Below are 22,304 nucleotides of genomic sequence, written 5' to 3' on the forward strand. Positions count from 1 at the left end.
GCCCCCATATTTTTGATTCTTTAAGGTGACATTTTCATACGATATTTAACCGCATTTTTGCCCATTTTTAGGTGACATTTTTAAAAGATATTGACAGCCCTTAAATTGAATTTATTCCAATCTTCCAATCCTTCCAGGCGGCCATATCCGGTAGACTGCTTTGCCCATAATGAGCTTTTTCGGAACATACATGTTTTCCCAAAAGCGGCTGTCTTTAGAATTGTTCCTGTTGTCTCCCATCATGAAATAGTGCCCTTCTGGAACTTTATAGGGGCCAAAATCACCTATCATCGGTTCTTTCAAATACGGCTCCACCAAAAGATTTCCATTGACGTAAAGTTGGCCATCTCTAATTTCGATCTCATCGCCGCCAAGCCCAATAACTCTTTTTACGAAAGTCTGCTTAGGATCATCCGGGTACTTAAATACCACTATGTCGCCTCTTTTAATCGGTTCAAATCGGTAAATGTATTTATTTACGAGAATCCTGTCACCAACCTGGATAGTCGGTATCATAGAACCGGTAGGTACTATCATAGGCTCGAATATATAAGTCCTGATGGCAAGGGCAATTATCAGCGCAAAGGCTATGGACTTTATCCAATCCAGTATTTCTTTTTTTAAATCGTATCTCATGCAATCACCCGATTTTAAGTTTTAACAGCACTTACTTATTATAACACAAAAAAATAAAGCCATCAAAAATATTCTCTCAAGGCTAGCACTATGGCATTGGCCAATTTGTTTTGAAAATCGGGATTCTGCAGAAGGCGCCGGTCATCCGCATTTGTCATAAATCCCAATTCTATTATGACTCCAGGAGACCTGGCATTGCAAAGAAGGAAAAGGGTGGAATTGGCATAGGGATTTCTCTTTCTTACGCTGTGGCCTGCCGATTTGTAAGCTTCTTCAAGGTGAGCCTGTATTAGCTCTGCAAGGCGCCGGCTTTCCGGACTGGACCTGTAATAAAAAACCATAGGACCGCGGGTGGCTGGAGAATTTTTCTCGGCGTTTACGTGAAGGCTGAGGTAAATGTCGGGATTTACTTCATTTATGATGTCAGCCCGCGCAATTAAATCCCTTTTGTGCCGGGATTTGCTTTTGTTGTTTCTGTAGTCCAAAGATTCGTCCTTAGCTCGAGTCAATACCACTTTCGCGCCGTTTTTTTCCAATACGCTTTTGAGTTTAAATGCTACCGAAAGGTTTATGTGCTTTTCTAAAGTACCGTCGCCGTGGTATGCACCGCCATCTATTCCACCATGCCCGGGATCGATAACTACAGTCCTGCCCGATAGGGGCGTAAAAAACCAAAAAACAGGGAGCGTCTGGCTCGATTTCAAAATTAACAAATTGCCGGCTGTGACCAGGACAAAAAGAAGGATTAAAACCTTAAAATCGGGAAATTTCCCCCGATTTTTTCCCATACATATCCCCCTTTTTTTGCGTTCTTTAATAAAAATATTTTTCAAAAGGGGGATATATGAGCGTTACGGCTAATTTTTATCAATTTCCGGACTTTTTGTCATTTGACCTGTTCTAAATGAAAAGTTATAATATTGACTGATTTATAAAATTTTAATAAAAGGCGGCGATTGAAATGTTGGCAAAGGACATCATGACAACCAACGTCATCACGGTCAATCCAGATACTTCGCTGAGTGAAGCCATAAACCTACTTTCAGAAAACAAGATAAACGCATTGCCAGTAGTGGATGAAGACATGAAAATATTGGGGATAGTAACGATAGGCGATATTATAAAAAAATGCCTGCCTTCGTACCTGGACACTCTTGAAGACGGTTTTTTCCTGCTGAATTCTCAGAAATTTAATAGCAAGACAAAGGACCTAAGAAATGTCAAGGTCAAGGAAGTTATGCAAAAGGCTTACTCAATAGATGAAGAGGACGAAATGGTTCATGCTGCCGCTATAATGGTTAAAAAAAATATAAGGCATATTCTGGTGCAGAAAAACGGAAAGCTGCGCGGAATAATAAGCAAAATAGATATTATAAGAGCAATTGCAAAAAATACTTAGTTTTAGCCTGTTATCGGCTTTTTTTATTTTTTAGGAAGAAAATCAATAATTGTTTTTTATGTCGCGCGTATTATAATTATTGAGTAAATGTAATTTTACTAGTATATTGTATTCATTATGTTAGATAGGAGAAGATAGCCATGCACTTTAAAGAAATCATATCGGTCGTCATATTCATCGCCGTGTATGCGGCGATAATAACCGAAAAAGTGCACCGAACGATTATAAGCCTGGTAGGTGCGCTTTTAATTGTGCTCCTGGGCATAATGTCCCAGAATGAAGCCCTTGGTTATGTAGACTTCAACACTCTAGGCCTCCTAATTGGCATGATGATTATAGTCGATGTGGTAAAAAGAAGCGGCCTATTCGAGTACCTGGCCATTAAAGGCGCCAAATGGGCAAAAGGCGACCCGGTCAAAATGATGGTGGTTTTTTCTGTAATAACGGCTCTCATTTCAGCCTTCCTGGACAACGTGACCACTGTTCTCCTGGTAACTCCCGTCATACTCCTTATTACCGATGCTCTCAATATAGAGCCCATTCCTCTTTTAATGGCCGAGATTTTCGCATCTAACATTGGCGGCACATCTACCCTCATCGGCGACCCCCCGAACGTGATGATAGGTTCTGAGGCCGGGCTTAGTTTCATGGATTTCGTTATTAATCTGGGCCCAGTAACATTAATCGTTCTTATTCTAACCATTATTATTATGAGAGTTTATTATTATCGCGGTAGCTATTCCATTGCAGATTTCCAAAGCAAATTAAAAAAATTCGATGAAAATAAGGCTATCCAGGACGCAGCTTTGCTAAAGTACAGCCTCGTTGTGCTTATTGCCGTTATAGCCGCCTTCATTTTCCACGAAAAATTGCACCTGGAACCTGCCACAATAGCTCTTTTTGGGGGTGCATCATTGCTTTTAGTAAGCCGAATACAACCAGAAGAAGTCCTGAGAGAGGTGGAGTGGACCACTATTTTCTTCTTTATAGGTCTATTCATCTTGGTGGGAGGCATCGAAAAAGCAGGCGTCATAGAGTGGATTGCGAAAGAAGTTCTCGCTTTAACTGGAGGGAACCCGATGATGACGGGGCTTACCATACTGTTTTCTTCCGCAATCCTTTCGGCTTTTATAGATAATATACCCTTTGTCGCAACCATGATACCCCTGATAAAAGCCCTCGGACAGTTGACCGGCGTGGACGTACACCCGTACTGGTGGGCCCTTTCGCTAGGTGCCTGTCTTGGCGGCAACGGCACTCTCATAGGTGCTTCCGCTAACGTAGTGGTAGCGGGTATAGCGAAAAAAAGTGGTTACGAAATAAATTTCAGGGATTATTTTAAAATTGGATTCCCGGCAATGCTGGTGGGAGTTTTTGCGTCCGCCCTATACCTTTTGGCGAGATACTTTAAGTAAAAAATACGCCAGAAAGAACACCGCTCCGAGGAACTCGAGAGCGGTGTTCTTTTCTCAATGAACTTCCATTTTTTCTTTGAACGACTCGTCTTTTTTCCCCCTTACTAATGAAGCCAGCATACAGAGAATATCTATGAACGCCGCTAAAAAATAAGCATCTTTCAAAGCCCTTATGAATGCTTCATCTATCAGCATACCGCCCGTGTAAGGCAGCACCGCTAAATAATAACTGTTGCGAAGCGTAAAAAAGCCGCTGCCAACCGCCACCCCTACCACCATGCCCACATTGCGCATGGTGGCCAAAACTCCAGATGCCACGCCCTGCATGTTCTTGGGGGCGCTGCCCATCACGGAACTGTTGTTGGGGGTTTGAAAAAGTCCGTTGCCCAAGCCGAAAAGCATCAGCCTCCATACCACATCAAAAATGCTGGAATCGTATCCCAGTTTTCCCATCAAAAATAGGGCTGCGGAACATATAAGGGCACCCGCACTGCTAAGCAAAAGTGAATCCAATTTATCGGATAGCATTCCGGTCAGCGGAGCGACGAAGAGCACCGTAAGTGGAAAAGCGGTCATTATTGCGCCCACCTGACCCGGCGAAAAACCCGCCTTTTCAAGATAAAAGGGTGTCAGAAACACCATTATATACTGGGCCGTGAAATTTAAAAGACAGCTTAAATTTCCGGAAGCAAAAGTCCGGTTGGAAAATAGTTTCAGGTCCAGCATCGGTGCCATGGATCTTTTTTCATTGATTATAAAGAGGATAAATGCCGCAATGGATACGGCAACGAGCAAACGTGCGGATACGGAATTCCATCCCAGTTCCTGGCCCTTGCTTATGTAAAAGAGCATCGTCATCAAAAATATAAAGCCCAGCAAGGCTCCTAAAACGTCGAATGTCGCTTTTTTTAGCACCTGCCCTTCGGGTAACACTTTTTTCGCCCAGAAGTATCCTGCAACGCCTATCGGTATATTTATAAAAAATATAGCCCTCCATCCAAAGGCATAAAGTAGAAAACCGCCGACCGAAGGACCTATGGATAAACCGGCAGCAACTGCAACTGCGTTAAACCCCAAGGCCCTCCCCATCTCATTCCTTGGAAAAGTTGTGGTTATTATGGCGGGCGCCACAGCCATCATCATCCCCGCGCCGGCTGCCTGAAGGGCCCTCGATGCTATCAGAAAACCTATAAAGGGCGAAATACCGCAAAGAGCAGATGCAACTGTAAAAAGCAGCATTCCCGACAAAAAAAGCTTTTTGTACCCTATCACATCGCCCAATTTACCGTAAGTTAAAAGAAGCCCGCTGAGAACCAGAAGGTAGGCCATCGAAACCCAGCTTACAGTCGTCATCCCGGCTTTGAAAAATTCAGAAAAGGTAGGCATAGCGACGTTAACCGCGCTGCCGTCCAACGGGCCCATAAGACTTCCTATCAGCACCGCGAGTAAAATTTTATATTTGTTTTGGAACTCCATTTACTTCACCTCTGTTATGTGTAAAAATGAACTATTGAAATTTATTGCAATTTATCAAATTGTGTAATAATACATATGTTACTGTGATTTAGGCGCGTGGGGGAAAAAGCCTCCCTGCAAAGACGAAGTAAAAAAGGCGTGCGAATCGGAACATTATCTCATGGTGTGACCCTAAGGTTTTTTACCTAATTCTACGACGTACTTCATCCTCCCCTTTTCTTTGTACCTGTAAACCCACGTAGGTATTTCCTCCACGTCTACTACTGATATTGAATTGTCATTTATGTCTTTCTCGACGGTAACCTTCAGAATGACCCCTTCGTCCGTGTGAGGGAAGGTTTGGGCCGAAATAAAATTGCCCAGAGAAAAGGCTATATATTTTTTAGTCAACTTTCCAGAGGGGGTTTCTACTTCCACCCACTCACCAGGCTGTACTACGTGAGGATGACTTGCTACTATCAGATCAGCTCCCGCTAAAACGAGCTTTTGAGCCAAAATTCTCTGGTCTTTCGACGGTTCCCTAGAGTATTCCTGACCAAAATGCAGATACACCACCACTGCGTCGGCACTTTCCCTAGCCGCCTTTATGTCTTTAAGAATGACGTCTTCATCCATGAGGTTGACCAGAAAAGGTTTGTCCTTGGGAAGCGGTATACCATTGGTGCCGTAAGTATAGGCCAAAAAAGCTATCTTTATGCCGTTTACTTCTCTAATCAACACATTTTGCTGTCCTTCTTCAATTTCGTTCGTCCCTACTGGAACAAGCCCCCTCTCTTTCAACACCTTGATGGTCCTTAGAACACCCTTCTCTCCCCTGTCCAGCGAATGGTTGTTGGAAGTAAAGATAATGTCAAAGCCTGCGTATTTCAGGGCATCTGCTATTTCATCAGGGCTGTTGAACCGGGGATAGCCGGTAAAAATTTCTTCCGGTCCTGCTAGCGTCGTCTCCAGGTTAGCCATGGCTATGTCTGCCTCGGCTATTATATCCCTTACTTTCGCAAAAAATCCCGAATAGTCAAAGGATTTTCTCTTCTCGTCATAGCCGGACCAGATTTGACCTATGTGCATCATCACATCGCCGACGGCAACCAACGTGACTTGTTTACTTTTCTCAACCGCCGTCCTGTCAGGCTCCTTCAAACTTGTACTTTCAACTTCCACGGTCTTTATCACATAAGGACTATTCAGCCCAAAATACACTCCAAATACCGCGGCAGTCACCAAAACTACGGCCACCGCCGGCGATATCGCTTTTACTGATTTTTTCATCCATTCACTTCCTTATACGCTCTTAGGCCCCGTGGGGCCTATTATTTAAATAAGGTCCTTCCTTCCCATTTTTTTGAGATGTTCCACTACCTTTTTAACCTCCTGAGCTTTTTTCTTGGGACACACTAGTATGGCATCGGCGGTTTCTACGACGATCATCTCTTCGAGTCCTACGGCCGCTATGAGTCGACCGCTCGAATATATTATGCTGTTTTTCGTTTCAATATCCACGTAATCCCCTCTTATGATATTCCCGTTCTCATCCGGCGGAATCACGCTGCCCAAAGAATCCCAGCTGCCCACGTCGCTCCAGCCGAAATCGCCCGGAATGACCGCCACATCAACAGCCCTTTCCATTATGCCGTAGTCAATGGAAATGTCCGGAAGGGAAGGATAAACCTTTTCTATAATTTCTTTTTCTGCAGGTGTACCTATATGTTCTTCCACTTCGATTAACTTGCCGTAAAGTCTGGGGAGAAACCTTTCGAAGTTGGACAATATGACGGATGTTTTCCAAACGAACATGCCGCTGTTCCAGAGGTAGTTCCCGCTTTCTATATAAGCCTTAGCCTTGGGAACGTCCGGTTTTTCAACAAATTCTATCACCTCGTAAGCGACCTTATCCCCCACCTGTATGACCTTTTCCCGGTCAAAGTTTATGTAACCGTAACCGGTGGACGGAAAGGTGGGCGTAATACCCATCGTCACCAACTTGTTCGAGCCTTCCGCAAGGCTGAACGCCGCGTTTAAAACCTTCTGAAATTCCTGGGTGTTTTTTATATAATGGTCCGACGGAAAAACGCCCATCACCGCATCGCCGCTTCTCTTTCTTATCACCAGGGAAGCGTAGGCGATGCAGGCGGCGGTGTTCCTGCCCACGGGCTCCAGCAGGATATTCTCGCGGGGGATATCCTCGCATATTACCTTTTTCAACATCTTTTCCTGAGCCTTATTGGTAACTATCAAAATTCTTTCCGGCGGGATGATGTCCCTTATCCTTTTTATTGTGTCATTTATCATGGTATCGTCGCCCGTTATGTTCAGAAACTGCTTCGGGGTAGATGTCCGGCTCAAAGGCCAGAAGCGGGTTCCTCCCCCTCCGGCCATGATAACCCCATACTTATCCATACCATTCCCCCCATAGTACATTACAAATTTATTTTCCCCTTAATGAGCTGGTAATATCGCCCTTTATATTAATGTGACTTCCTCCCTACCCCTAAAGGGGTAGGGCTTCCATCGGTAGGCGCGTGCGCCTGCCGGGCTACACCGGTGCGAGCGGCCCTTTTTGACCCGTTGCCGGAGGGCCTCCCGGAGGGGACCGTCACCTCCGTCCCGACTACTCCAGGTGCCGCTTAAGCGGCCCTTGGAGATACTTGCTCGAATTTGTTGGACCTCTTGTCCCAGCGCCAGACTCTGGATTCACCAAAGGCAAAAGGCAGCTCCCTGCCCGTGCAGCTGCCAAAGAGGTACTGCTTTAAGAGGTTGGCCGCACCGTTTAAGTCGGCCTGCAGGATTAACCCGCACTTCCTGCACACCCACAGGCCACGGTGCTTCCTCCAGGCAGGGTTGCGGGTACCACAGAGGCAGCACGCGGAGGACGTGTTCTTCTCCGTCCAGGGGTCGGTTTGCACGCCCCGCATGAGGTTCTTGTAGCGCTGCTCCGCGTGCAGCCGGTCGTAGGCCATCTGGTTGATCTTCTGGGTAGCCTTCCTGCCTTTCATTCCAGTGCGGGCGGAGCGGCGCAGGTTAGTTAAGTCACCCACCACCGCAAAGGCCACACCCTCCGCTTCGTCCAGCTCCGCAAAGAGCTTCGTTAAAGCGTGTTCCATCTGCCTTATGCGGCGGTCGAGTTTTCTCAGCTTGCGGGCCTTAGCACGCGAAAGCTTCCTCCACCTGCGGGAGCCTTCTTTCAAGCGGCTCATCTTCTCCTGGAACTCTGCCAGGACCTTGTTTCTGTACTGCACCAGGGAGAGGAGTTCCCGGCAGACGAAGAGGTCCAATTGACCGCTTAATGCAGCCCGTGCTACCAGGCCGGAGTTGTAATCATAGGCCGAAACGGCGCCTGTGCGGTAAACGGGCACCACTCCCAGGTCGAAGGTCACGTGGAGAACCAGGTTTTCCACCTTGCGGCGGCGGACGACCGCCTTCACCTTGACCTCGACCGGGACGCCCTTCATTCCTATACCGTCCGGTAGGGTAACTACGTTCCATCCTTCAGGTAGTGCGACCTTGATGGGTTCCTTTTTCCGGGAAAGCTTCAGTACGAGGGTGTTATCCTCAACATCGAAGCCCTGCCTCTTCCAGGTGACGGTGCGAAGGTGGTTCTTCGGCTTGAAGTTTGGCGGATTCATCTCCAGGTGGCCGTTTTCCCTGTGCCTGCTGTAGCTCGATACGGCCTCAAAGTATTCTTCCACCACCGCCTGAGCCGACTGGGAGTGGAGTTCGTGCCACGCGGCGAAAGATTTAAACTTTGCCTTGAGCTCTGCTTCCGTGGGCCAGCGGTTCTCCTGCCTGAAAGCTTCCCGGCTGTGCCAGACGCAGGAGTTCCAGATGCGGTTGGCCGCCAGCATGGCGGGTTGGAAAACCGATAGCATTTCCAAGCCCAGCGGAAACTGTTTGGTCAAAAGGAGGCGGTGAGGATGTGACTTATCGCTCCAGGCCATGTATTCTCACCTACTCATCCTGGCACTCTGCGATGTAGTGCTGAATAGTTTCGGCAGATACCGTGCCAGCGGCGAATTAGCCGTTCCAGCTCCTCGGCAACCGGACCCACCAGAATTTTACGGCGGTACTTCGGTATCCAGACGAAGTGAGAGTTTATATTGTAGGGAGCATACCTGGTCTTCTTGGTTTTCATAGCAACTTCAGTATACTACACCTGGACAGAAAAAACAATCTGGTTTTTTCTTTTCCAACCTGGCCGCCACTTTCATCCCGCCCCCTAAAGGAGGCGGGTCTTCCCGCGGCGGTTTTATAACATATAAAAATCTGAAAAAAAAAAAAGACCTTCTATAGGTCTTTGACTACTTTTACCGATTTATCACATTCCTAATATTTTCTTCAAAAGGCGGATATATGATTCCCTTTTCGGTAATGAAGGCCGTTATGTTCTCGGCAGGAGTTACGTCAAAAGCCGGATTGTAAACCTTGACTCCCTCGGGGGCGGTTTTTCTTCCGAAGCTGCAAGTCACTTCTTCCGGGTTTCTCTGCTCTATCGGAATATCTTTTCCCGTCTTTGTTTCAAGGTCGATCGTCGGTGTCGGAGCGGCTACGTAAAAAGGTATGCCGTAATATTTCGCCAGGATGGAAAGGCCAAGAGTACCTATCTTGTTGGCGGTATCGCCGTTTGCTGCAACCCTGTCGCACCCCACGATTACCGCGTCGACCCAGCCCTTTGACATCACCATCGCGGCCATGTTATCACATATAAGGGTCACGTCTATGCCGGCTTGCATAAGTTCCAACGCCGTAAGGCGGGAACCCTGATTCACGGGTCTTGTTTCATCGGCAAATACCCTTACCTTCCACCCCTTTTCGTGGGCAAGATAAATCGGCGCCGTAGCCGTCCCATAGCGTGCGGTGGCAAGTTGTCCCGCATTGCAGTGGGTAAGAATTCCGACTCCGTCGCGTAAAAGCGTCAAACCGTATTCACCGATTTTGCGGCAAATCTCCTCATCTTCCCGGTGAATCGCCTCGGCTTCTTCTTTTACCAATCTTTTTATTTCCGAAATCGGAAGGTGCTTCGATTCTAGTACCTTTTTCTCCATCCGCTCGAGCGCCCAAAAGAGGTTTACAGCCGTGGGCCTGGAGGATGCCAGGTAATCCGACTTTTCCTTCAAATATTTCCAAAAAGACTCAAAGTCGGTATCCGGAGCTTCCCGGGCGGCAAAGTAAAATCCGTAAGCTGCCGCAATCCCGATGGCAGGAGCTCCCCTTACCTCCAGCGTCCTTATGCTCTCCCATATTTCTTGAACCGTCGTTTTTTTGCTGTATTTAATTTCAGAAGGCAAAAGTCTTTGATCTAGCATATTAAGGCTTTCTCCATCCCAAATCAACGACAAAAGTCCCGTTTTCGACATAGCAAAACCCCCCGGTATTTATTTTAACATTCCGGGGGGCAGGCAACAAGGGCACCCGAACCTTTTATGCGGTCTTTAGTTTCATCCGCTGGGCAATCTTGTCGACTATGAGGGCAATGGCGTTGTCGCCCGATACGTTGCACGCGGTACCGAAGCTGTCCTGAGTGAGGTATAGAGCTATCATCAAGGCAAGTTGCGCTTCGCCAAAGCCCAACATGCTCTGAAGGATACCCAAAGCCGCCATCACAGCGCCGCCGGGAACGCCAGGAGCTGCGACCATGGTGATTCCTAGCATGAATATGAATCCCGCCATCTTAGCCAGCGTAACCGGCATGCCATTGAGCATCATCACCGCAATCGAGCAGGTAGTTAGCGTAATAGTGCTGCCTGAAAGGTGTATGGTGGCGCACAAGGGTATAACAAATTCCCGGACTCCCTCTGATACGCCATTATTCTTTGCGCATTCGAGGTTAACCGGAATGGTGGCCGCTGAGGACTGAGTTCCTATCGCTGTAAGGTAGCCCGGTATCTGATTTTTCAGGGCCTTAATCAAACTCTTTCCGCTGTAGAGGCAGGCCACGCTGAACTGAAACAGTATTATGATAAGGTGTGATGCGATGATTATTACGAAAACTTTGCCGAATACCGACAGAATTCTAGCAACTTCTCCTGCATAAGTCATATTTGCAAAAATACCCGCTATGTGAACCGGCAGAAGCGGAATTATTACTTTAGAAATTACCATCTGGATGATTTGCTGGAATTCGGACATGAAGTTAAACATGGTCTTTTCCTTCAGCGCCGCCATGCCTATGCCAAGCGTAAAGGCCATCACCAGGGCCGACATGACGTCAAAGGTGGGCGGAATCGCTATTGTAAAAAACGGCTTTAGTAAAGCTTCCTCCGGATTTGTCGCAGCAAACTGACTGCTCTGCTGGATTATCCTCGGAAGCAGGTTTGTGGCAACCCCGTAAGCAAAAAACCCGCTTATCAGAGTTGAAATATAAGCTATAGCGGTCGTTATGAAAAGCAGCTTGCCGGCACCAGTGCCGAGTTCTGCAATACCAGGTGCCACGAATCCTATAATTATGAGCGGTATTACGAATGAAAGGAAATTCCCAAATATGGAGTTGAAAGTTGCAAGGATTCTAACAACCGGAGCTGGAGTAAAAGAACCTATGAGTATACCCAAAATAATCGCTATGATGAGCCTGGGAAGCAGCCCCAGATTAAAGCTTTTCATCAGAAAATACCTCCTCTAAAAATTGCGTATTTTTTCGCTCAATTTTTTCCCGGTCGGTGTTGCAGCAACGCCGCCCATAGCGGTTTCCTTTAATTTATCAGACATCATCCGTCCTACTTCCTTCATAGCCGAAATCACTTCATCTGCGGGAATGACGCTTTCAATCCCTGCCAAAGCCAAATCGGCAGCCAAAATAGCCTCTGCAGCACCCATGGCGTTGCGCTTAACGCAAGGCACTTCTACCAATCCTGCCACTGGATCGCATACAAGCCCCATCACTGCTTTAAGTGCTATAGCAACAGCATGCGATACTTGCCTTGGGCTTCCACTGGCCAGCTCGACTATAGCAGCGGCAGCCATAGCTGAAGCTGCCCCGCACTCCGCTTGACAACCGCCTTCGGCGCCGGCAAGTGTGGCATTGAGAGCTATTATCTTTCCAACTGCGGCAGCGGTAAAAAGACACTCTACAATTTCGTCGTCAGTTTTTGAAAGTTTTTCTCCCACCGTCAAAACAGCCCCGGGCACAATTCCGCACGAGCCGGCCGTAGGTGCAGCAACTATCCTGCCCATAGAGGCATTTACGTTCGACACAGCCATAGCCCTCGCTGCAGCCTTTGCCACTGTTTCCCCTGAAAGGGCCCTGCCTACAGCATCCCACAACTTTTTCCCCTCGCCGCCTGTAATGCCGCTTATGGAGCTGATTTCACTTTGCACCCCTTTATTTGCCGCCTGCTTCATAACTTCCAAATAGGACTTCATCTTAAGGAAGAGTTCTTCTTCGGTGCATCCCTTAGATTTCGCCTCCTGTTCTTTGACCAAAGTCGATATTCTGCAGCCTAGTTTTTCAGCCGTTACAACTAGTTCTTCAATCGTGTTTGTCATTTTTTTCACCTTTATTCGGAAAATGTTATTACGCGGTGGATGTCTTTAATGTTTTCTAAAACCTCTCTTATCATCTCTGGCAATTTCTCGTCCGTTTCAATTACCATCAGCGCCTCTTGTCCCCTTTTCTTTCGCGAAACTCGCATCTCAGCAATATTTATACCTTCTTGCGCCAGATGAGCAGTAACGCTGGCTACTATGCCTGGTCTATCCTTATGCACAGTAATAATCGTGGGATATTCTCCTGAAAATTCGACATCAAAGCCGTCGATCGCAGTAACCTTTACCCTGCCTCCACCGATTGAACAGCCGGTAACCTGGGTTTTTTTCGAGGTTCCTTCCAGTTCGAAAGTTACCGTGTTGGGATGGAGGCTTTCATCGATTTCCTCGGTAAATAATTGATATGCGAGTCCTCTCTTCCGGGCCTCTTCGAAGGCCGTCTTTATGCGCTCGTCATCGGGTGTAAATCCCAGAAGGCCTGCAATTACGGCCTTGTCCGTCCCATGGCCGCGGCCCGTCCTGGCAAAGGAATTAAAAAGAATTATCTTTGCTTTTTTTGGTTCCTCACCCAGGATTTTTCTTGCAAGATTTCCCAGCCTCACGGCACCCGCCGTATGGGAGCTGGAAGGTCCTATCATGACAGGTCCTATGATATCGAAGATGTCCAAATTATCACCTCCTGCCCTTTTCACCTCCCCGTGCTTGGAATTTTATTGAATATTTATACTGTAATTGTGCCTTATAAGCACATCCTTTAACCTTTGTACATGCTCTTCGTCGGCCGTCTCCAGTTCCAACTCCACTTTTGCAAAGCCGATAGGCACTTCTTTGGTGGAGCGGGCGTGCGTTACCGACAGGACATTTGCCCCCGTATCGGCAATCAGATTCAATAGCCTCCACAGTGTTCCGGGCCTGTCCGGAATGAAGGTATCCAAAAATATCTTGCGTCCGCTTTTTACAAGCCCCTTATCAATTACTCTCGACAGGATATTTACATCGATGTTGCCCCCGCTCACCACTGCCACTACTTTTTTGTTTTTCACGTGAGTCAAGTGGTTTAGCACAGCAGCGACGGATACCGCTCCCGCACCCTCCGTCACCACCTTGGCCCTTTCCAACAGTATCAAAATGGCGTTCGCAATTTCATCTTCATCAACCGTTACAATTTCATCCACGTATTTTTGCACCATTTCAAAAGTCAGATCACCCGGAGTTTTAACAGCTATCCCGTCGGCAATGGTGGGTATTCCTTCCACTGTGGTTACCTCATTTTTTGAAATAGACACGGCCATCGAGGGCATATTTTTGGTCTGGACCCCAATAATCTTGATTTCCGGCTTTACGCTTTTGGCCGCCAATGCCACTCCTGATATGAGACCACCACCGCCTATCGGCACCACTATTACATCGGTATCCGGTAGGTCTTCGAGAATCTCTAAGCCAATAGTACCCTGCCCGGCAATTACGTACGGGTCGTTAAAGGGATGTATGAATGTCGCTCCAGTTTCTTCCTGAATTTTTTTTGCCATGGCGTAGGCTTCATCGTATACATTGCCGTGCAGCACTACTTGGGCACCGTATTTTTTTGTGGCGGAAACCTTTGAAAGGGGTGCGTGTTTCGGCATCACGATCGTCGATTTTATGCCGTAAGATGTAGCTCCGAGGGCAACCCCTTGAGCATGGTTGCCAGCGGAAGAAGCAATTACTCCTCTTTTCTTCTCTTCCTCCGTGAGGTGGGCTATTTTATTGTAGGCCCCTCGAATCTTAAAGGAACCCGTCTTTTGAAGATTCTCCATTTTCAGGTACACATTGTTGCCGCTCATCTCGCTCAGAGTGGTATTGTGCACTAATCCCGTTTTATACACTACGTTCTTCAAAACTTCTCTTGCCTCTTTAATCTGTTCTAAAGTCAACATTGATTTGTTTCCGCCTCCTCATTTTTTAGCGCACAGGCTATACTACCTGTGCGCTATTACTTCAACTTCAATTAGGGCTCCCTTCGGCAACCTGCTTACCTCTACGCAAGAACGAGCCGGCGGATTTTCACCAAAGTAAGTAGCGTAAATTTCATTGACTTTCCCAAAGTCATCCATGTTGGTTATAAATACAGTCGTCTTTACCACATTGCTGAAATCCATTCCTGCAGCCTGGAGTATATTTTTTACGTTTTCCATAACCTGTCTTGTCTGGGCTTCGATGCCGCCTTCGACAATTTCACCGGTCGCCGGATTTATCGCTATCTGACCGGAAGCGAATAGGAAATCCCCCACCATAACGGCCTGAGAATATGGCCCTATCGCTTTAGGAGCCATGTCGGTTTTGATTACCTTTTTCATTGTTTACCTTCTCCTTTCTTTTTTTGTAATTTTTTATTTACACATCATCAATTTTTTTGTTTAAATAACGGTAAATGGTATTTTCCGAGGTCTTGAGGCACTTTGCCACTTCGGCTACTGCTCCCTTCAGCATAAATACGCCCTTCTCGCTCAATCTATGGACAACCCACATTTTTTCCTTAGGCGACATCCGCTCTGGTGGCACGTCGATCTCTGCCATCGTTTGTTCAATCAAAGAATGCATCAAATCCTCCAGTGATATAGTCAGGTGCTCCGGCAATTCTTTATTATCTGTATCTGTACTTTGTTCTTTAGAAGCCCCATTTATTCCCATTATGAAATCTTCAAGGAATCTCTTTGCGGCATAAGCTCCGCTTAGATCTATGTTAACGCATAGCATTCCCACTATGTCTCCATTATCATCTTTTATAAAAAAGGTGGAAGAACGAAGCACCTTGCCATCCTTAGTCTTAGCAGGATAATTTAAGAGGTAATCTTTTTCCTTATAAGCCTTTTCTTTCAGAAGTTTCAGCCCCAGGTCGGTTAGGGGTCCTCCCACTTGCCGGCCGCTTATATGATTGTTTTTTATGGCCACTATAGATGACTCCACATTGCTCACATCGTGCAGCACTACTTCACAAAATGGTCCTGCAATGCCTGCGATGAAATCAACAATAGGTATGAAATTTTTTAAAAGTTCTCCCTTCCCCTTTCCCATATTATTAACATCCTCTCGCAAATAATATTCTACACAAAATGATAAAATCCTTCTACCATAAAAAAATTTTTTTATAATGGTGTGTCTTCCTTATTATAAAAAATTTTACTACTCTTTCTGGAAAATTAACGATGCAGCACCTATTATACCAACATCCGGTCCCAACGTTGCTTTTACCACTTCAAGGCGTTCCACGTTAACTGGAAGGGCCCTTTTCCTCATAACTTCTATCATTCTTGGATAAAACATATCCCAAGCTTTGGTAAGCCCGCCACCAACGGCAATGCACCTGGGATTGTAGGCATTTACTACGCTTGCCAATCCCACTCCCAGGTAAAAACCCTCTTTTTCAACCAGTTCCATTGCATACTCATCCCCCTCTTTAGCTGCTGCAAAGATATGCTCGGCCTTTACCTCCTCCTTTTGATAGAAGTTGCCCAATATCGTCTTCCTGCCGGACAGTATCCCTTCCTTTGCAAATCTTGCCATTGCGGTCCCTGAAGCGTACGCTTCAAAGCACCCTTTGTTGCCGCAACCGCACACCGGCCCTTCAAAATTTATGGTGATGTGTCCTATTTCCGCAGCATTCCCGCCATCACCCTTCAATAGCCGGCCTCCCGCAATAACCCCTCCACCGATGCCGGTGCTTATAGTTATGTAAACGAAATTTTCTATACCTTTTCCTGCACCAAAAAGGTATTCTCCTAGAGCCGCGGCGTTGGCATCGTTTTCGAGACATATTCTTATATTAAATTCTTCCTGCATTATCGAAAGGAGCGGTACGTCGTCCCATCCCGGAAGGTTGGGCGGGTTTTTGACTACACCTCTTCGGGCATCCATGGGTCCCGGAACTCCTATGCCTATGCCTGCTATATCGGTTAATGACAGGCCCAACTTTTGAAGCACACCGTACACACTCTCTTTCATCCTCTGTATAACCCTTCCGGGACCCTCCCTGGCAAGGGTGGGCAATTCGGTCCTCGCAAGAAGAGTACCATTATCGTCTACGGCGCCAGTGGCTATTTTTGTGCCTCCCAAGTCTACGCCCACAGCTATCCTTGCCATACGATTTCACCCCTCAGGTTGCCCTTTAAATTTATCATATCTTCCCGCTACAACCGAGGACATTTCTGATTTTGTGCTGCACAACCTTCTTTACGGCATTCCTCGCTTCTCCCAAGTACTTCCTCGGGTCGAACTCCGCCGGGTTTTCAGCTAAATATTTGCGCAAGACCGCGGTTACCGCAAGGCGCAAGTCCGTATCGATGTTTATCTTGCAAATTCCCATGGTAGCCGCTTTTCTGAGCATTTCTTCAGGCACTCCCTTAGCGCCCGGTATATCCCCTCCATATTTATTACACATTTCAACATACTCAGGCAGGACCGACGATGCACCGTGAAGCACCAGTGGGAATCCCGGCAATTTTTCCGTTATTTTCTTCAGCCTTTCAAAGTCAAGATACGGTTCGCCTTTGAATTTGTAGGCTCCATGGCTGGTGCCTATCGCTATGGCGAGGGAATCCACTCCTGTTCTTTCAACAAACTCCACAGCCTGATCTGGATCTGTGAAGGTTGCTTCTCTTTCGTTCACTTTCACGTTATCTTCTACCCCTGCCAGTCTACCCAGTTCACCCTCCACTACAACTCCTCTTTCGTGGGCATACTCTACTACCCTTTTGGTAAGCGCTATGTTTTCTTCAAAGGGAAGCCGCGACCCATCGATCATCACCGAAGTAAACCCATCGTCGATGCAGGCCTTGCATATTTCAAAATCCTCGCCGTGGTCAAGGTGAAGTACTATGGGAAGTCCGGAGTCTTCCGCCGCCGCTTCCACCAGCTTCTTGAGATATACGGGCTTTGCGTATTTTCTCGCCCCTGCTGATACCTGCAAGATTAGCGGCGCTCTTTCTTCTTTTGCGGCTTCCACTATTCCCTGGATAATCTCCATGTTGTTGACGTTAAATGCTCCAATGGCATACCCACCTTCGTAGGCTTTTTTGAACATTTCTTTAGACGTAACAAGCGGCATTTTAAGTCCCTTCCTCCTAGTTTTTTTTAATTTCGACAAAATTATATAATAAATTTGGATAAATGTATATCGACGCAGCCCTAAAATGATATAATCTAAACGAGAATAAAATCCGGGGAGGCTGTCTAACACATGCCTCTAGAAACAAGAAAACCCGCAACAAGAGCCATCTTAGCTGGTTTGATATCGGGAGTTTCCGAGCAGCAAACCTTGGAGGAACTTGCACTTCTTGCTGAAACTGCCGGAGCCGAAGTACTTGCAAAAGTCACCCAAAAGCGTCCTAGCAAGGACCCGGCGTACTACCTTGGTCTGGGAAAGGTCCGCGAAATCGCACAAATGGCGGAATTTTTGGGGGCAAATGCGGTTATTTTCGACGACGACCTTACTCCTGTGCAGATTAGAAATCTCGAAGATATTATAGGTACACAAATAATTGACCGAACGACGCTGGTTTTGGACATTTTCGCCCAAAGAGCAAGGTCTTTGGAAGGCAAAATCCAGGTAGAACTTGCCCAGCTTCAGCACCTGCTGCCGAGGCTCACCGGAAAGGGCGTCGAACTTTCCCGGGAAGGCGGCGGTATAGGCACCCGGGGCCCCGGCGAAACGAAGCTGGAGACAGACCGGCGACATATACGCCGCAGAATTTCTTATTTAAAAAGGGAGCTGGAAAGGATAAGGAAAAACCGGGAACTTTTAAGGAGCTCGAGAAAATACCCGGTTGTAAGCCTTGTCGGTTACACCAATGCCGGAAAATCCACGCTGATGAACGCTCTCACCGGAGCCGGAGTATCTGCCAACGACCGGCTGTTCGATACCCTTGACACTACAACTAGAGCACTGGTACTTCCCGACGGGCGAAAGGTTCTGCTTTCGGATACCGTCGGGTTCATAAGAAAGCTTTCGCACGAAATAGTGGAAGCGTTTAAAGCTACTTTAGAAGAAGTAAAGGAATCGGACCTTCTCATCCTGGTGGCGGATGCATCAAATCCCGCGGTTGACGAGGAAATTGCAACTGTAAGGGCGGTCCTTAAAGAAATACAGGCTAGCGACATTCCGTCCATACTTGCGCTTAATAAAATAGATAAATTAGACTGCTCAAAGCCTTTAATTAACGACAAAAACGCAGTGGAGATTTCTGCCCTTAAAGGAACTAACCTGGACTTGCTGCTTAAAAAAATGTGCGTACTTTTGCCTCAAACCCGCGAACACGCTTCGCTTTTGATTCCATACGAATACGGGTTTTTACTCGACGACATATATGAAAACGGCAAGGTCGAGCGGGAGGAATACAGACCCGAGGGAATCGAAATCGAAGGAATGATCGATTCCATCTTGCTGAGGAAATTACGGAAATACCTTTTCGACAGAAGCTGTTTCTGAAACGAGATAGATTGCCGAAGTTTTATAGAATTAAGATACATTTAGGAGGGCATCGACAGACATGGCAAACTACAACACTACGAAAAACTTCATATATGACCTTGCGGCAACCGTATTTTTCCTGTCGACGTATTATCTAATGATGCCCGTATTCCCCATTTACATGATGGAACTGGGCATTGATAAACTTACCATAGGTATAATAATGGGACTTTTTTCTATAAGCTCAATGGTATCAAGGCCCCTTGGAGGAATCTGGGTGGACGCCATGGGGCGCAGAAAACTGATGTTTTTTTCGATAGCCTTGTTTTTCATAACTCCTTTATTTTTGAACTTTCCGGCAACCTCGATAGGCTTCAGCTTGGCCCAACTGGTGTACGGTTTTAGCATAGGAGCTTTCACCGTAGCAGCCACCACATTCGCCGCAGATATATCGTCTTCTGCCACCGTGGCTCAATTTATGGGATTTCACAGTATAGCATGCATTGCGGCCAAAGGACTTGCCCCCGCAATTGGTGTAAAATTAATGGAAATTTACGGTTTTTCAGGCCCCGTTATGACCACCGTTATACTGGCATTAGTCGCAGGACTTTTTGTATTTTTGCTCCACGATTTTGAAACAACAACTGAAAAAAGTCAGTCTTACAGATTCGTTGAAGTTTTATTAAAGAAAAACGTATATCTCCCTACATTAGTGCTTTTTTGCGGACTTGTTACTTTCGGTGCGATATCCGCAATGCTTCCCGTTTTCGCCAAAGAACGGGGTATTTCGGGGATTGAGTACTTTTTCGTAATAAATACCGCATCGGTCATAATAGCCAGACTGGCGTTGGGTTCCTGGAGCAAAAGTTATTTGGAAAGTCTGGTATCCACTTCCTTAATTCTTCTGACCGTTTCGTTTGTCTCGATGAGCCTTGTCGTTAACTTTCATCAGCTCATCGCCGTTTCCGTAATATACGGAGTGGGTTACGCCCTGTTGTTTCCCATGTTAAGCGCTATTTTGGTGCTCAATGTATCCCCCGAATACAAGGGAATGGCTCTTGGAATATATACCGCCGCCTTCGACCTGGGAGTGGCAGCAGGGACGGTGCTGGGCGGCCTCAGCCAGTACGTGGATTTCAAATACCTGTACCTTATTTTATCGCTTGTCCCGTTAGCAGGATTTTTTCTGTTCAACTACGCGTACCTTCCTCTCATCAACAGGACAAAAAAATATAACGGAGCTGTATCTTGACTTGCTGATAAAAATATGCTAATATATCTTTTGCTAGTCGCTGCGGGATGGTGTAACGGTAGCACCCATGACTCTGGATCATGTAGTCCAGGTTCGAATCCTGGTCCCGCAGCCATGGCCCTATCGTCTAGTGGTCCAGGACGCCGCCCTCTCACGGCGGAAACCGGGGTTCGAGTCCCCGTAGGGCTACCAAAGCTTATAAATCAAGGGTTCTACGGATTAACCCCCCTCAAAGAGTCCGGAAACTCTGAAAGGGGGTTTTTTCATGGCCAAAATTGCTAAACTCAACCCCAAAGTCATGGATTTGCAGTTAGCAAGGGACGAATTCCTGCTTTTTAAGTCAGCGAGTGGACTCGCACCCCGCACCCTCGAAGACTACACTTATCACATCAACCGTTTTCTTGAAAAATTCCCCGATGTGCACGATTACAATTCCCTCCGTAAAGCAATATTCAAATACTTTAGCGAAGAAGTCGCACCTGCTACAAGAAACACCCGCCTAAAATACCTCAGGGCCTTCTTTTCGTGGTGTGTAAGTCAAGGGTATCTCCCAGCCAATCCAACGGAAGGGATAAAGAAAGCCAAGGAAGATATAAACAATATCAGGCATATTTCACTGGAGGAAGTTAAAAAGCTACTCGAACAGCCCAATAAAAAGAGTTATGCAGGGTTAAGGGACTATTGCCTTATGTTAGTGCAGATAGATACCGGAGCAAGGCCCGGAGAGTTGTTTCAAGTCAAGGTGTCGGATTTAAACCTTGAATCGAGAGAAATACGGATAAGGCCCGAAGTATCAAAGACAAGGGTAGGACGCACGCTTGTAATTACTCCTTTCACCGTTCAACAGCTTGCAAGGTTCTTAAAGTTACGCCCCGATTGGTGGGATGATGATGTGCCTTTATTTGCAACAGAAAACGGTCTCCCGCTTTGTCGCCAGCATTGGGACAGAAGGATGAGGGATTACTGCAACAAAGCAGGAATAAAAGTCACTCCCTACGGTTTGCGTCATACTTTCGCCATCGAGTTCCTCAAAGCAGGCGGTGACCCGTTCAGCCTTCAAAGAATTTTAGGTCATACTGATTTGACTATGACAAGGCGTTACGTCAGGCTTTCGCAGGACGATATTAAGGAAATCCACGAGAAGGCTTCTCCCGTGCAGAAGTTACAGCAGATGGGCAAGAGAGCACCGAGAAAGCTGGTGTAAGTCAAGTGCCGGGGTGGTATAATTCATCCCGGCCCTTTTTTATCTATGGTTCGGTTCGTTAGGTTCGCTTGAAAAATTGACTTAAATTGACTTACAACGTCCGAAAATGTCCGTTTTTACGTGGGTTTTCTGTTCCCGTGTATTCCGCTATCAATCAGCTTTTTGTAAGCTTTTTATACGCTGTTTGGAGGTCATCAATGGCCTTATTCAATGCTTCTGTTCGCTATGTTTCGGTATCCTGCTTTTGCCTATGTTAAAACTTGTTTAGGCAATGGCCTTTCTTCAACCTCGCAAAAACCGCAAATTGCCTCTGTTTTGCCTTCTTTTTGCCTTCCTTAAGTTTTACATTTGTTTTCCACAGGCCCTTATGGGGTGTGAATCTTTGCGATATTTTGCGTTTTCCTCAAGCGAGCCATGAGCCTCGTGCCTTTAACGCAAGGCCCTACGAGTCCAATTTTGGGCCTGTTACTATGGCCTCGAGTTTCCCGAGGTCGTTTCAATTGCTTCCCTTTTGCTTCTCTCTTGCTTCGGTTTTTCTGTCGTTTCTCTGTCGTTTTGCTACCCTTTTGTGCCTGTTTTGTTCGTTTTGCAACCCTCTTGCAACCCTTTTGCTACCCTTCCCCTGAGGGTGTTATTTCCTCTCCCTTTTCTCTCTCGCTTTTCTCTCTTTTGCCTTCTTTTTGCCTTTCTTTTGCCTTCTTTCCCAACGCAAGAGTGCGGACGTTGCGGACAATGCGGACGCAAGTTTCCGCTTTTAGTCTAGTGACTAATGTCCCATCGTTTCATCTTGTCCCGCTTTGTCCCATTTATCCTAAGTTTTACTAAGCCACAAGGATGTTCCAAGTTGGAATACCCTTTGCAGTCTTAGTATTTCTTAGCAAATGACTTCCCGAGGCAGGAAGGCATCCGTAAAATGGGGATACCCTAAAAATGTGCTCCTTTTTCGCTCCTTTTGTGCTCCTTTCTGTCAAGGTGTCAAGCTAATCCCTGCCAATGTCACG

The 22,304-nt window shown here is 46.6% G+C and carries 20 protein-coding genes, 2 tRNA genes and 1 pseudogene; 7 read left to right on the top strand and 16 right to left on the bottom strand.

The window, feature by feature from the left end; translation table 11 throughout:
* Positions 1–111: 111 nt before the first annotated feature.
* Together lepB and AN618_RS09945 are read right to left on the bottom strand one after the other, a co-directional pair.
* Complete coding sequence (gene lepB, locus AN618_RS09940) at positions 112–636, bottom strand: signal peptidase I (RefSeq protein WP_066354523.1); 525 nt, start codon at positions 634–636, stop codon at positions 112–114.
* A 62-nt stretch (positions 637–698) separates the two neighbouring features.
* Positions 699–1,424 (bottom strand): N-acetylmuramoyl-L-alanine amidase family protein, encoded by a 726-nt coding sequence (locus AN618_RS09945; protein WP_066354526.1) that lies wholly within the window; start codon positions 1,422–1,424, stop codon positions 699–701.
* Positions 1,425–1,597: 173 nt separating this feature from the next.
* On the opposite strand from AN618_RS09945, the gene AN618_RS09950 reads away from it, so the two are divergent.
* Positions 1,598–2,035, top strand: coding sequence for a CBS domain-containing protein (locus AN618_RS09950; RefSeq protein ID WP_066354527.1), 438 nt, complete (start codon positions 1,598–1,600; stop codon positions 2,033–2,035).
* Between the two features lie 140 nt (positions 2,036–2,175).
* Positions 2,176–3,450, top strand: coding sequence for an ArsB/NhaD family transporter (locus AN618_RS09955; RefSeq protein ID WP_066354529.1), 1,275 nt, complete (start codon positions 2,176–2,178; stop codon positions 3,448–3,450).
* A 54-nt stretch (positions 3,451–3,504) separates the two neighbouring features.
* On the opposite strand, the gene AN618_RS09960 is transcribed toward AN618_RS09955, so the two are convergent.
* From AN618_RS09960 to fba, 14 genes and pseudogenes are all read right to left on the bottom strand, one after another.
* A complete protein-coding gene (locus AN618_RS09960) occupies positions 3,505–4,926 on the bottom strand; it encodes an MFS transporter (RefSeq protein ID WP_066354530.1) in 1,422 nt (473 codons plus the stop codon).
* Positions 4,927–5,097: 171 nt separating this feature from the next.
* A complete protein-coding gene (locus AN618_RS09965; RefSeq protein ID WP_066354531.1) occupies positions 5,098–6,195 on the bottom strand; it encodes a CapA family protein in 1,098 nt (365 codons plus the stop codon).
* 45 nt (positions 6,196–6,240) lie between these two features.
* Positions 6,241–7,323 (bottom strand): mannose-1-phosphate guanylyltransferase, encoded by a 1,083-nt coding sequence (locus tag AN618_RS09970; protein ID WP_066354533.1) that lies wholly within the window; start codon positions 7,321–7,323, stop codon positions 6,241–6,243.
* A gap of 227 nt (positions 7,324–7,550) precedes the next feature.
* Complete coding sequence (locus AN618_RS09975) at positions 7,551–8,861, bottom strand: RNA-guided endonuclease InsQ/TnpB family protein (protein WP_066354535.1); 1,311 nt, start codon at positions 8,859–8,861, stop codon at positions 7,551–7,553.
* 56 nt (positions 8,862–8,917) lie between these two features.
* Positions 8,918–9,055, bottom strand: a pseudogene (locus AN618_RS14035) (transposase); the annotation flags it as partial.
* Positions 9,056–9,227: 172 nt separating this feature from the next.
* The gene (gene mtnA, locus AN618_RS09980) at positions 9,228–10,277 is read right to left on the bottom strand and encodes an S-methyl-5-thioribose-1-phosphate isomerase (protein WP_066354537.1); all 1,050 of its coding nucleotides are present in this window, start codon (positions 10,275–10,277) and stop codon (positions 9,228–9,230) included.
* A 64-nt stretch (positions 10,278–10,341) separates the two neighbouring features.
* Positions 10,342–11,520, bottom strand: coding sequence for a dicarboxylate/amino acid:cation symporter (locus AN618_RS09985; protein WP_066354540.1), 1,179 nt, complete (start codon positions 11,518–11,520; stop codon positions 10,342–10,344).
* 15 nt (positions 11,521–11,535) lie between these two features.
* Positions 11,536–12,402 carry an L-serine ammonia-lyase, iron-sulfur-dependent, subunit alpha gene (gene sdaAA, locus AN618_RS09990; protein WP_157081710.1) on the bottom strand — a complete coding sequence of 289 codons (867 nt, stop codon included), beginning with the start codon at positions 12,400–12,402 and terminating at the stop codon, positions 11,536–11,538.
* Between the two features lie 11 nt (positions 12,403–12,413).
* On the bottom strand, positions 12,414–13,070 hold the full coding sequence (gene sdaAB, locus AN618_RS09995) for an L-serine ammonia-lyase, iron-sulfur-dependent subunit beta (RefSeq protein WP_083515171.1): 657 nt from the start codon (positions 13,068–13,070) through the stop codon (positions 12,414–12,416).
* A 42-nt stretch (positions 13,071–13,112) separates the two neighbouring features.
* The gene (gene ilvA / locus AN618_RS10000; protein WP_066354544.1) at positions 13,113–14,318 is read right to left on the bottom strand and encodes a threonine ammonia-lyase; all 1,206 of its coding nucleotides are present in this window, start codon (positions 14,316–14,318) and stop codon (positions 13,113–13,115) included.
* Between the two features lie 42 nt (positions 14,319–14,360).
* The gene (locus AN618_RS10005) at positions 14,361–14,738 is read right to left on the bottom strand and encodes a RidA family protein (RefSeq protein ID WP_066354545.1); all 378 of its coding nucleotides are present in this window, start codon (positions 14,736–14,738) and stop codon (positions 14,361–14,363) included.
* Between the two features lie 37 nt (positions 14,739–14,775).
* On the bottom strand, positions 14,776–15,456 hold the full coding sequence (locus AN618_RS10010; RefSeq protein WP_066354547.1) for a helix-turn-helix transcriptional regulator: 681 nt from the start codon (positions 15,454–15,456) through the stop codon (positions 14,776–14,778).
* Between the two features lie 108 nt (positions 15,457–15,564).
* Positions 15,565–16,521, bottom strand: a complete 957-nt coding sequence (locus tag AN618_RS10015; protein ID WP_066354549.1) for an ROK family protein — start codon at positions 16,519–16,521, stop codon at positions 15,565–15,567.
* A 34-nt stretch (positions 16,522–16,555) separates the two neighbouring features.
* Positions 16,556–17,485, bottom strand: coding sequence for a class II fructose-1,6-bisphosphate aldolase (gene fba / locus AN618_RS10020; RefSeq protein ID WP_066354556.1), 930 nt, complete (start codon positions 17,483–17,485; stop codon positions 16,556–16,558).
* 132 nt (positions 17,486–17,617) lie between these two features.
* Here fba and hflX point away from each other — a divergent pair, with 132 nt between their 5' ends.
* From hflX to AN618_RS10045, 5 genes are all read left to right on the top strand, one after another.
* The gene (gene hflX / locus AN618_RS10025; RefSeq protein WP_066354559.1) at positions 17,618–18,865 is read left to right on the top strand and encodes a GTPase HflX; all 1,248 of its coding nucleotides are present in this window, start codon (positions 17,618–17,620) and stop codon (positions 18,863–18,865) included.
* A gap of 61 nt (positions 18,866–18,926) precedes the next feature.
* The gene (locus AN618_RS10030) at positions 18,927–20,099 is read left to right on the top strand and encodes an MFS transporter (protein ID WP_066354574.1); all 1,173 of its coding nucleotides are present in this window, start codon (positions 18,927–18,929) and stop codon (positions 20,097–20,099) included.
* Between the two features lie 41 nt (positions 20,100–20,140).
* Positions 20,141–20,214, top strand: a tRNA-Gln gene (locus AN618_RS10035).
* A gap of 1 nt (position 20,215) precedes the next feature.
* Positions 20,216–20,291 (top strand) — tRNA-Glu (locus tag AN618_RS10040).
* A 73-nt stretch (positions 20,292–20,364) separates the two neighbouring features.
* Entirely contained in the window at positions 20,365–21,303 is a 939-nt protein-coding gene (locus AN618_RS10045; RefSeq protein WP_066354578.1) for a tyrosine-type recombinase/integrase, read from the top strand.
* Positions 21,304–22,304 lie beyond the last annotated feature (1,001 nt).

Source organism: Fervidicola ferrireducens, assembly GCF_001562425.1.
GTDB classification, from domain to species: Bacteria; Bacillota; Thermosediminibacteria; order Thermosediminibacterales; family Thermosediminibacteraceae; genus Fervidicola; species Fervidicola ferrireducens.

What these genes read in the sequence shown, in the direction of transcription:
- lepB (WP_066354523.1), bottom strand. Translation starts at nt 636, where the DNA reads ATGAGATACGATTTAAAAAAAGAAATACTGGATTGGATAAAGTCCATA.
- AN618_RS09945 (WP_066354526.1), bottom strand. Translation starts at nt 1,424, where the DNA reads ATGGGAAAAAATCGGGGGAAATTTCCCGATTTTAAGGTTTTAATCCTT.
- AN618_RS09950 (WP_066354527.1), top strand. Translation starts at nt 1,598, where the DNA reads ATGTTGGCAAAGGACATCATGACAACCAACGTCATCACGGTCAATCCA.
- AN618_RS09955 (WP_066354529.1), top strand. Translation starts at nt 2,176, where the DNA reads ATGCACTTTAAAGAAATCATATCGGTCGTCATATTCATCGCCGTGTAT.
- AN618_RS09960 (WP_066354530.1), bottom strand. Translation starts at nt 4,926, where the DNA reads ATGGAGTTCCAAAACAAATATAAAATTTTACTCGCGGTGCTGATAGGA.
- AN618_RS09965 (WP_066354531.1), bottom strand. Translation starts at nt 6,195, where the DNA reads ATGAAAAAATCAGTAAAAGCGATATCGCCGGCGGTGGCCGTAGTTTTG.
- AN618_RS09970 (WP_066354533.1), bottom strand. Translation starts at nt 7,323, where the DNA reads ATGGATAAGTATGGGGTTATCATGGCCGGAGGGGGAGGAACCCGCTTC.
- AN618_RS09975 (WP_066354535.1), bottom strand. Translation starts at nt 8,861, where the DNA reads ATGGCCTGGAGCGATAAGTCACATCCTCACCGCCTCCTTTTGACCAAA.
- mtnA (WP_066354537.1), bottom strand. Translation starts at nt 10,277, where the DNA reads ATGTCGAAAACGGGACTTTTGTCGTTGATTTGGGATGGAGAAAGCCTT.
- AN618_RS09985 (WP_066354540.1), bottom strand. Translation starts at nt 11,520, where the DNA reads ATGAAAAGCTTTAATCTGGGGCTGCTTCCCAGGCTCATCATAGCGATT.
- sdaAA (WP_157081710.1), bottom strand. Translation starts at nt 12,402, where the DNA reads ATGACAAACACGATTGAAGAACTAGTTGTAACGGCTGAAAAACTAGGC.
- ilvA (WP_066354544.1), bottom strand. Translation starts at nt 14,318, where the DNA reads ATGTTGACTTTAGAACAGATTAAAGAGGCAAGAGAAGTTTTGAAGAAC.
- AN618_RS10005 (WP_066354545.1), bottom strand. Translation starts at nt 14,738, where the DNA reads ATGAAAAAGGTAATCAAAACCGACATGGCTCCTAAAGCGATAGGGCCA.
- AN618_RS10010 (WP_066354547.1), bottom strand. Translation starts at nt 15,456, where the DNA reads ATGGGAAAGGGGAAGGGAGAACTTTTAAAAAATTTCATACCTATTGTT.
- AN618_RS10015 (WP_066354549.1), bottom strand. Translation starts at nt 16,521, where the DNA reads ATGGCAAGGATAGCTGTGGGCGTAGACTTGGGAGGCACAAAAATAGCC.
- fba (WP_066354556.1), bottom strand. Translation starts at nt 17,485, where the DNA reads ATGCCGCTTGTTACGTCTAAAGAAATGTTCAAAAAAGCCTACGAAGGT.
- hflX (WP_066354559.1), top strand. Translation starts at nt 17,618, where the DNA reads ATGCCTCTAGAAACAAGAAAACCCGCAACAAGAGCCATCTTAGCTGGT.
- AN618_RS10030 (WP_066354574.1), top strand. Translation starts at nt 18,927, where the DNA reads ATGGCAAACTACAACACTACGAAAAACTTCATATATGACCTTGCGGCA.
- AN618_RS10045 (WP_066354578.1), top strand. Translation starts at nt 20,365, where the DNA reads ATGGCCAAAATTGCTAAACTCAACCCCAAAGTCATGGATTTGCAGTTA.